The sequence below is a fragment of the Streptomyces sp. NPDC043952 genome, from assembly GCF_056435325.1.
This window is the reverse complement of record NZ_JBWKES010000001.1, coordinates 137,170-146,670: the sequence shown is the minus strand read 5'-3', so window position 1 is coordinate 146,670 and position 9,501 is coordinate 137,170. Positions and strand designations below refer to the sequence as shown.

At 73.7% G+C, this 9,501-nt stretch carries 11 protein-coding genes; 9 read left to right on the top strand and 2 right to left on the bottom strand.

The genetic code is table 11. The annotated features are described in order from the left end of the window. Window positions 1–206 precede the first annotated feature (206 nt). Together AC069R_RS00695 and AC069R_RS00690 are read left to right on the top strand one after the other, a co-directional pair. Window positions 207–2,855: an alpha/beta fold hydrolase gene (locus AC069R_RS00695; RefSeq protein ID WP_478763324.1), complete on the top strand. Its 2,649-nt coding sequence runs from the start codon at window positions 207–209 to the stop codon at window positions 2,853–2,855. Next, on the top strand, window positions 2,852–3,703 hold the full coding sequence (locus AC069R_RS00690) for an ABC transporter permease (RefSeq protein ID WP_478763322.1): 852 nt from the start codon (window positions 2,852–2,854) through the stop codon (window positions 3,701–3,703). The genes AC069R_RS00695 and AC069R_RS00690 overlap by 4 nt, the downstream gene beginning before the upstream one ends. Window positions 3,704–3,780: 77 nt before the next feature. On the opposite strand, the gene AC069R_RS00685 is transcribed toward AC069R_RS00690, so the two are convergent. Together AC069R_RS00685 and AC069R_RS00680 are read right to left on the bottom strand one after the other, a co-directional pair. Further along, complete coding sequence (locus AC069R_RS00685) at window positions 3,781–4,188, bottom strand: rodlin (protein ID WP_478763320.1); 408 nt, start codon at window positions 4,186–4,188, stop codon at window positions 3,781–3,783. Window positions 4,189–4,397: 209 nt separating this feature from the next. Then, entirely contained in the window at window positions 4,398–4,808 is a 411-nt protein-coding gene (locus tag AC069R_RS00680; RefSeq protein WP_397985875.1) for a rodlin, read from the bottom strand. A gap of 247 nt (window positions 4,809–5,055) precedes the next feature. Here AC069R_RS00680 and AC069R_RS00675 point away from each other — a divergent pair, with 247 nt between their 5' ends. From AC069R_RS00675 to AC069R_RS00645, 7 genes are all read left to right on the top strand, one after another. Then, complete coding sequence (locus AC069R_RS00675; protein WP_397985876.1) at window positions 5,056–5,466, top strand: rodlin; 411 nt, start codon at window positions 5,056–5,058, stop codon at window positions 5,464–5,466. A 285-nt stretch (window positions 5,467–5,751) separates the two neighbouring features. Further along, on the top strand, window positions 5,752–5,979 hold the full coding sequence (locus AC069R_RS00670) for a chaplin (RefSeq protein WP_397985877.1): 228 nt from the start codon (window positions 5,752–5,754) through the stop codon (window positions 5,977–5,979). 131 nt (window positions 5,980–6,110) lie between these two features. Next, window positions 6,111–6,908, top strand: a complete 798-nt coding sequence (locus AC069R_RS00665) for a chaplin family protein (RefSeq protein WP_478763319.1) — start codon at window positions 6,111–6,113, stop codon at window positions 6,906–6,908. Window positions 6,909–7,120: 212 nt separating this feature from the next. Further along, window positions 7,121–7,360: a chaplin gene (locus AC069R_RS00660; RefSeq protein ID WP_471058472.1), complete on the top strand. Its 240-nt coding sequence runs from the start codon at window positions 7,121–7,123 to the stop codon at window positions 7,358–7,360. 215 nt (window positions 7,361–7,575) lie between these two features. Beyond that, window positions 7,576–8,382 (top strand): hypothetical protein, encoded by an 807-nt coding sequence (locus AC069R_RS00655; RefSeq protein ID WP_478763316.1) that lies wholly within the window; start codon window positions 7,576–7,578, stop codon window positions 8,380–8,382. Between the two features lie 128 nt (window positions 8,383–8,510). After that, complete coding sequence (locus AC069R_RS00650) at window positions 8,511–8,801, top strand: hypothetical protein (protein ID WP_478763314.1); 291 nt, start codon at window positions 8,511–8,513, stop codon at window positions 8,799–8,801. A gap of 154 nt (window positions 8,802–8,955) precedes the next feature. Next, window positions 8,956–9,447, top strand: a complete 492-nt coding sequence (locus tag AC069R_RS00645; protein ID WP_478763312.1) for a DUF5949 family protein — start codon at window positions 8,956–8,958, stop codon at window positions 9,445–9,447. Window positions 9,448–9,501 lie beyond the last annotated feature (54 nt).

Sequence of the window (9,501 nt, the reverse complement as noted above, 5' to 3'; positions counted from 1 at the left end):
TTTGTTGCCCCCCCCCCACACCACCCCCACCCCCCACCCCCCCCCCCCCCCCCCCCCCCCCCCCCCCCCCCCCCCTCCCCCCCCCCCCCCCCCGCCGTGCTACCGCGGATGAAGTAGGGGACCGCCACCGCTACTCCCCTGGGAGGGCCCCTGGTTCAGCCCGGGGGGGTCCGGCGGATGTCAGTGGCGGCCCGTACCGTTGAGGCATGGATCTTCGTGTGGCCCGGCTGCGAGGGCTGCTCAGCGGACCGCGGCGGCTGGTGGCCGCCGCGGCCGCCGTCGTGGTGCTCGCCGGCGCCGGCACCTGGACGGCCGCCGCCTCCGGCGGACCACCACCCGTGCACCGCGCCGACCGGATGATGGCCATGCCGGGCGGGGTGCGCCTGGACACCTCGTACTTCACCGCGGGCCCCGCCGGCCGCCGCCCCGCCGTCCTGCTGGCACACGGCTTCGGCGGCAGCAAGGACGACATGCGGCAGCAGGCCGAGGACCTCGCCCGCGACGGGTACGCGGTCCTGACCTGGTCCGCCCGCGGCTTCGGCAGATCCACCGGCAAGATCGGGCTGAACGACCCGAAGGCCGAGGTCGCCGACGTCTCCCGGCTCATCGACTGGCTCGCCAAGCAGCCCCAGGTGCGGCTCGACAAGCCCGGCGACCCCCGCGTGGGCGTGGCCGGCGGCTCCTACGGCGGCGCGATCTCCCTGCTCGCCGCTGGCCACGACCGCCGGGTGGACGCCATCGCCCCGGCCCTGACCTACTGGAACCTCGCGGACGCCCTGTTCCCGAACGGCGTCTACAAGAAGCTGTGGGCCGGGGTCTTCTTCGGCGAGGGCGGCGGCTGCGCCCGCTTCGAACCCGCCCTGTGCCGGATGTACGAACGGGTCGCCACCTCCGGCACCCCGGACGCGGCCGCCCGCGCCCTGCTCCAGGAGCGCTCCCCGTCCGCCGTCGGCTCCCGCATCAAGGTGCCCACCCTGCTGGTCCAGGGCCAGACCGACTCGCTCTTCCCGCTCGGCCAGGCCGACGCCGCCGAGCACGCCATCAAGGCCAACGGCGCCCCCGTCGACGTCGACTGGGTCGCGGGCGGACACGACGGCGGCGATCTGGAGACCGGCCGCGTCCAGAACCGGGTGCGCGCCTGGTTCGACCGGTATCTGAAGGGCGACCGGGGCACCGACACCGGCCCCGCCTTCCGGATCACCCGCACCGGCGGCGTCGACTCCACGGACGGCACCGCCCAGCTGCGCGGCGCGAGCGCGAGCAGCTATCCGGGCCTGCGCGCCGACCGGCGCAGCGTCCCCCTGTCCGGCGGCCGGCAGCACTTCGCCAACCCGGCCGGCGCGAGCCCGCCCGCCGTCTCCGCGCTGCCCGGCCTCGGCGGCGGCGGCCTCGGGCAGCTCTCCGCGCTCGGCCTCGGCACCTCCCTCGACTTCCCCGGCCAGTACGCCCGCTTCGACTCCGCCCCGCTCACCCGCACCCTCCAGATCACCGGCACCCCCACCGCCCGCATCCACGTGACCTCGACCAGCGGCGACGCCGTGCTGTTCGGCAAGGTCTACGACGTCGGCCCGGACGGCAAACACCAGGTGCTGCCCTCCCAGCTCGTCACCCCCCTGCGGGTGACCGGCGCCAAGAGCGGCAAGGACGTCACCGTCACCCTCCCGGCGATCGACCACGAGGTGCAGAAGGGCCACCGGCTCCGCCTGGTCCTCGCCGCCACCGACCTGGGCTACGCCTCACCGGCCGCCCCCGCCGCGTACACCGTCAGCCTCAAGAGCGCCCTCAGCGTCCCGACGGCACCCGCCGTGCGCACCGCCGCGGCCCCGCTGCCCGCCTGGGTGTGGTGGCTGCCGCTCGCGGGCGCCGGGGTGGCCGCCGCCCTGCTGCTGACCGCCCGCCGCCGTACGGCCGCCCCGGCGCCCGACCCCGCGCTGGCCGAGGTCCCCCTGGTCATCGAGGGCCTCGCCAAGCGGTACGCCGGATCCGCCGACCGGTACGCGGTGCGCGAGCTGTCCTTCCGCGTCGAGCGGGGCCAGGTACTCGGTCTGCTCGGGCCCAACGGCGCGGGCAAGACCACCACCCTGCGCATGCTGATGGGCCTGATCACCCCGGACGAGGGGGAGATCCGCGTCTTCGGGCACGCCATCCGCCCCGGCGCCCCGGTGCTCAGCCGGGTCGGCGCCTTCGTGGAGGGCGCGGGCTTCCTGCCGCACCTGTCCGGCCGGGAGAACCTGGAGCTGTACTGGCGGGCCACCGGCCGCCCCGCCGGGGACGCCCACCTGGACGAAGCCCTGGAGATCGCCGGGCTCGGCGACGCGCTGTCGCGCGCGGTGCGCACCTACTCCCAGGGCATGCGCCAGCGCCTGGCCATCGCCCAGGCCATGCTCGGCCTGCCCGACCTGCTCATCCTGGACGAACCCACCAACGGCCTCGACCCGCCCCAGATACGCGAGATGCGCGAGGTGATGATCCGCTATGCCGCCGCCGGACGCACCGTGATCGTCTCCAGCCATCTGTTGTCCGAGGTCGAGCAGTCCTGCACCCACCTCGTGGTGATGGACCGCGGCCGGCTGGTCCAGGCCGGTCCCGTGCGGGACATCGTGGGCTCCGGCGACACCCTGCTCGTCGGCACCGCGGGCCCCGTGGAGGAGCCGGTGGCGGAGAAGGTGGCCGCGCTGCCCGGCGTCGCCTCCGCCGTGCGCACCGACGACGGGCTGCTGGTCCGCCTGGCGGCCGGCGGCACCGCCGAGCGGCTGGTCGTGGAGCTGGTGCGGCTCTCGGTGCCGGTCGCCTCGGTCGGCCCGCACCGGCGCCTGGAGGACGCGTTCCTCACCCTGATCGGAGGTTCCGCATGAGCACGCTCACCGAGGTGGCCTCCGGTTACCGCACGCGGGGCACCCTGCCGCTGCGCGTGGAGCTGGTCCGCCAGCTCAAGCGGCGCCGCACCCTGGTGATGGGCGCCCTCCTCGCCGTCCTGCCGTTCGTGCTGGTGATCGCCTTCGCCGTCGGCCACCCCTCGTCCCGCGGCGGCGAGGTCACCCTGATGGACACGGCCACCGCGTCCGGGGCCAACTTCGCCGCGGTCAGCCTGTTCGTCTCGGCCGGCTTCCTGCTGGTCGTGCCGGTCGCCCTGTTCTGCGGGGACACGGTGGCCTCGGAGGCCAACTGGTCCTCGCTGCGCTATCTGCTGGCCGCGCCCGTGCCCAGGGCCCGGCTGCTGTGGTCCAAGCTGGTGGTGGCGCTCGGGCTGAGCCTCGCCGCGATGGTGCTGCTGCCGCTCGTCGCCCTCGCCGTCGGCACCGCCGCCTACGGCTGGGGGCCGCTCCAGATACCCACCGGCGGCGAGCTGGACGCCGGCACGGCCGTGCAGCGGCTCGTGGTGGCGGTGGCGTACGTCTTCGTGTCCCAGCTGGTCACCGCGGGGCTCGCGTTCTGGCTGTCGACGAAGACGGACGCCCCGCTCGGCGCGGTCGGCGGCGCGGTCGGGCTGACCATCGTCGGCAATGTGCTGGACGCCGTCACCGCGCTGGGCCACTGGCGTGACTTCCTGCCCGCGCACTGGCAGTTCGCCTGGGCCGACGCCCTCCAGCCGCACGCCGAGTGGTCCGGGATGCTCCAGGGCGCCGCGCTCTCGGTCGCCTGCGCCCTCGTGCTGTTCGCGCTGGCCTTCCGGGGGTTCGCCCGCAAGGACGTCGTCTCCTAGCCGGCGCCCGGTCCGCACACGACGAAGCGGCGGGCCACCGGGGGAACCGGTGACCCGCCGCCGCGGGAGTCGGCCGCTCAGCTGCCGACGGCGCCGTTGCCCGAGAGGGCGGAGATGTCGTCCAGGATGTGCGACAGGGCCTCGTCGCCCTTCGCCTGCGTGGAGTTCTCCGTGCACTGCTGGGTCTGCGGCGAGGACAGGACCGGGATGTCCTGGACTCCGACGTTGACCAGCGCGACCAGCGACTGGGCGTCGATCTTCGCCGGCAGGCCGATGCAGGGCTTGTTGAGCGAGCCCTCGACCAGCGAGAGCTGCGGGCTCATGCTGCCGGCGGTGGCCGAGTTGCCGAAGGACGACGTGGCACCGTTGCCGCTGAGCGACGTGGTGCCGTGGTCGTTGCCGATGGCGAGGGCCTGGGGGGCCGCCGCACCGGCGAGACCGGCGACGGAGGCGGCAACGGCCGCGGTTGCCCACAGCTTCTTCATGTTCGTTCCCTTTCGAAAGGCGGACTCCGGGGAGGAGCTGCGTGACCGTCAACTGGCCCGGCGGGGCCGTGGTTGCGGCGTTTGCCCCGTTTGGAGCAGTGTGGTCGGATGAATGGATGAACGCCCTCCGGGCGAACCGGCGCCCGGACAGCGAAACGGCGGGCCACCGGGGGGAAATCCGGTGACCCGCCGCCGCGCGGAGCGACCGCTCAGCTGCCGGCGGCGCCGTTGCCGGACAGGGCGGAGATGTCGTCCAGGATGTGCGACAGGGCCTCGTCGCCCTTCGCCTGCGTGGAGTTCTCCGTGCACTGCTGGGTCTGCGGCGAGGACAGGATCGGGATGTCCTGAACGCCGACATTGACCAGGCCCACCAGCGACTGGAGGTCCGCCTTGGCCGGCAGACCGATGCAGGGCTTGTTGAACGAGCCCTGAATGAGCGCCATCTGCGGGCTCATGTTGCCGTAGGTGGCCGAGTTGCCGTACGTCTGCGCGGCGCCGTTGCCGCTGTAGGTCGTCGTACCGGTGTCGTTGCCGATGGCCAGGGCCGGTGCCGCGGCGGCGGCGGAGACACCGACGACGGAGGCGGCGACCGAGGCGGTGGCCAGAACCTTCTTGATCACTTGCTGTTCCCTTCTGAAGACACCCCGTCCACCGGAGCGATCTGGTTCAACGGGGCCGGGCGCTCACGGGTTGCCCTCGTTCACTCCAATGGCGCACATTTCGCGGGCGCCGGCGAAAGGGCGGTGAATGCCGGTGAATACGGCCGGACGATCCGATCGGGTGACCACCCGCAACCAAACGGCGCCGGCCCGGTTGATGCGAGGGCAGGAACATCCGTCTTGGCGAAAGCCAGGGAAGGAAAGCGAAATGCTGAAGAAGGCAATGGCCGCGGCGGCGGTCGCCGCGTCTTTCATCGGTGCCTCTGCGGCGGCGGCCCCTCAGGCGCTTGCCATCGGCAACGACACGGGCACCACGTCGGCCAGCGGCAACGCCGCCCATGAGTCGTTCGGGAACGCGGTGACCCGCGGCAACCTGAGCCCGCAGGCCACCCTGGTGGGCGGCTCGCTCAACGACCTGTGCGTCGGCCTGCCGGTCAAGGCGGACGTCCAGTCGGTGCTCGCCCTGGTCAACGTCGGTGTCCAGGACATCCCCGTGCTGTCCTCGCAGCAGATCCAGCAGTGCGCCGAGAACTCGACGCAGGCCAAGGACGACGAGCCGCTCTCGCACGTCGCGGACGACCTCTCCGTCCTGGCGGGCAACGGCGCCGTCGGCAGCTGAGCAAGCCCCACCCCGAGTGCCGTCCGGGCGCCGCACCGTGTTTTCGGTGCGGCGCCCGGACGTTTTTGTCCTTCTTCCCGAAGAAGCACCTATCCGTTAATCGTCCAAGGTGTCAATTCTATGGGGGCGTTCGAGTGAATTAGGGGGCCGGGCACGTTCCAGAGTTTCTCGGGTTGTCTATCCCTCGTTCTAGAACCTGCCGGTCATGGTGCGAGCCGTTCAAGGCCGTGCTCGCTCGGTTTCGACCGCTCATAGGGGCATGACCGTCAGAGAAGGGAAAACTTTATGAAGAAGAGCGCTGCAGTCATCGCCGGTGCCCTCCTGGCGCTGGGCGGGGCCGCCCCCGCCTTCGCCGACGCCGGGGCCGAGGCCGCCGCCGCGAACTCTCCGGGCGTGCTCTCCGGCAACGTGATCCAGATCCCGGTGCACGTCCCGATCAACCTGTGCGGCGACTCCGTGGACGTCATCGGTCTGCTGAACCCCGCGTTCGGCAACACCTGCGCCAACGGCTGACGTTCGGTACCCACCGCACGCCAGCCCGCCGGCTGCGTTCTGGCCGGCCCCGGACCGTCGATCCCTAGATCCTGTGGTCCGGGGCCGGCCTTCCCACATCTTCGAGCAGTTCGAGCAGGAAGACTACGAGATTGCGACAGACCCTCAGCAAGGGCGCGGTCGTGGCCGCAGCTGCCGCGACCGGCGTGCTTTCGTTGTACGGCACCGCCGCGCTCGCCGACTCCAACACGCAGGCCGTGACCAAGGGTTCACCAGGCGTGCTGTCCGGCAACAGCGTCCAGGTCCCGGTGCACATCCCGGTCAACGTCTGCGGCAACTCCGTGGACGTGGCCGCGCTGCTGAACCCCGCGTTCGGCAACTCCTGTGCCAACGTCGGCCATTCGGCCACCTCGCACCCGTCCGGTTACGGCAACGACTCGTACGGCGACGACTCGTACGGCAAGCCGGACCCGACCCCGCCGGTCTCCTACGGCAAGCCGGACCCGACCCCGACACCGACGCACACGACCTACGGCAGCGACGAGCCCACGCCGCCGCCGTCCTCCTACGGCAGTCCCGAGCCGACGCCGACGCCGACGTCGTACGGCAGCGACGAGCCGACGCCGACGTCGTACGGCAGCGACGAGCCGACGCCGACGCCCACCTCGTACGGCAGCGACGAGCCCACGCCCACGCCCACGTCGTACGGCAGTGACGAGCCGACGCCGACGCCCACCTCGTACGGCAGCGACGAGCCCACGCCCACGCCCACCTCCTACGGCAGCGACGAGCCGACCCCGCCCGGAGGGTACGGCAGCGACGAGCCGCCGACCCTGCCGCACACCGGTGGCAACGCCAAGGCCATGATCGCGACCTCGGCCGCCAGCGCCGCGCTGATCATGGCGGGCGCGGTGCTGTACCGCCGCGGCCGGACGGCCACCCGCCGCTGACCCGCCGGGTGCCGGACCAGAGCGTCCGGCACCCGCCGACCAGGACCCCCGCGCGGCCGCGCGGGGGTTTCCGGCATGCGCGGCCACGCCCCCGCGAGGCGCCCTCCGGCGCACATCACCCCTTTGGCGGCACAACCCGAGGAGGCGCGACGCGTTGACACAACGCCGGGCATCCGCCCGGATGTTGTGTCTATTCCAAGGAGCACCTCTCCATGTCGCGTATCGCGAAGGGTCTGGTCCTGACCTCCGCCGCCGTCGCGGCCGTCGCCGGCGCCGCCGGTGTCGCCGCCGCCGACTCCGGCGCGGACGCTGTCGCCGCCAACTCACCGGGCGTCATCTCGGGCAATGTCATCCAGGTCCCGATCCACGTCCCGGTCAACGTCTGCGGTGACAGCATCGACGTCATCGGCCTGCTGAACCCGGCGTTCGGCAACACCTGCGTCAACGGCTGACGTCCGGGGCGCACACACCCCTCCGACCGGCCGTCCGCCCCGCGCATCCGTCGCGGGGGCGGGCGGCCGGTTCCCATGTCCGCCCTGCGCCGGATCCCCCGGACGGGGCACGGGCGGGCCCGGACGGGGCAGTTGGCGCGGTGAGCGGTTGCGGGGCATGCGGGGCCAACTGACGGTGGGCTGTGAACCCCGACGCCCATCCGGAAGGACCCCCCATGCGCCCTCTGCCCGCACGGCGATTCGCGTCCACCGTCCTCAGCGCCGCCGTCATCGCCGCGATCACCGGCCCGGTCGCCGTCGCCGTCGACATGGCGCGAGACCGTGCCGACGTCCCCGCCTCCCAGTCCGCCCTGCCCGGCGCCGCGAAACTCCTCGCCCAGGTCAGGGCGCTGGACAAGGCCGGCGCCCTGCCCAAGCCGGTCGTCCAGCTGCTCGACCGCTCGCTGACGAAGGGCCGGCTGTCCGCGGCGGAGGCCAAGCGGCTCGGCGACGCGGCGAAGCAGGCCCTCGTACGGGCGGCGGCGGAGGGGACGCTCGGCGGGGCGAAGGCGCCGGGGGCGACGACGCCCGCGGCTCCACCGGCCGCCGCGACGCCCACGCCCGCCGCACCGGCCGCCCCCGCCGCCGCGACGGCCGCGACGAAGCCCCAGGCGCCCGCCGCCCCGGCCCAGGCGACCCCCGCCACCCCGGCCGCCACGGGCAAGCCGGCCGCCCCCGCCGCTCCTTCGGCGCCCGCCCCGGTCCCCTCGGGGTCCGAGTCCCAGTCGGCGCTGCCCAAGCCGTCCGCGTCCCCCGCCGCGCCGGGCCCGGCCCCGCAGGGGATGGCCCGCAGCGCGCCCGCCGCCCGTGACCTCCTCAGCGATGTGCTGGCCGCGGTGGACGGCCTGGTGCAGGCGGCCGTCTCCGACGTCAACCAGGTGGTCGCCGCCGCCACCGCCCTGCTCGACAAGATCCTCGCCGCCATCCCCGGCCTGCCGACCCCCACGGCCACCCCGACGACGCTCCCGACCACGGCCGGCTGACCTCCGGGCCGGGCCCCGGACATCCGGCACCTTTCCGGCCGAGGCATGTTCATATGTCTTCTCGGCCATGGGGTTTCCGCCCCGCCGCGGCGCTCGTTGGACACGTCGTTGCCGAAGAAAGGAACACGATGAAGTCCCTGAAGGCTGCCGCCGTCCTCGCCGGATCCGCCGCCCTCGCCGGCGTCGCCGCGCCCGCGTTCGCCTACAACGCGTCCGACCTGACGCCCTCCAGCCTCAACGGCGCCGTCGACCAGCTCGCCAAGGGCGACTACACCCTGCGGGACCTGATGCCGCTCCAGCACCAGTCGAACGCCCTCGACACCGAGGACAAGGACTCCGTGCTGCACACGGTCAAGGGCGCCACCACCGCGCTGAACCAGCACAACCCGCTCCTCGGCGGCCTGCCCCTCCAGCGCTGACGCCCCCGGCGACCGGGGCCGGTACCGCATCCGCGGTGCCGGCCCCGCGCCGTTCGAGGCCGCTTCCCTCGTTCGTGTGGAGCCCTCCGGTCCACTGCTCCGGACGGGTGAGAAGCCGCCGGGCCGCCCCCGGACGCGTCGATATGGTCGCGCGGTGACCTCAACCCCCACGGAACTGCGCCCCGCCGACCTCGGCACGCTGGTCGTGCTGCCCTGGAGCGGCGCGGCCCCCGACGGCACCGACATGCCCTACCTGCTGGCCTACTCCCTGGGGGACGCCGCGGGCGGCCCCCAGGTCACCGCCGCCGCGGTCGAGCAGCTGCTGGAGAGCAACGGGCTGCCGGTCGGCGGCGACCTGGTCGACGGCACCCACCGGCCGAGCCTCCCCATCAGCCTGCTGGTGGAGGCCGGGCAGGCCGTCGTCCGGATGCCGCGGCTGATCGCCCAGGCCCCCGCGCCGCCGGAGTGGCTCGCCGCCGTCCGCGCCCGCGGCTTCGCCTACCTGGTCTTCACCACCCGCGCCTGGCCCGAGGGCGCGCCCGGCAGCATCGTGGAGCCGGCCGCGCTCGCCGCGTTCGCCGGCGCCCCGGAGACCCTGCACGCCGCCGCGCACGTCGTCCTGCCGGCCACCAGCCTGCGCGGCTGACGGCATGGCCGACGACCGGGGCCCTGGCATACGGCGGCGGTGCGGGCACCAGGC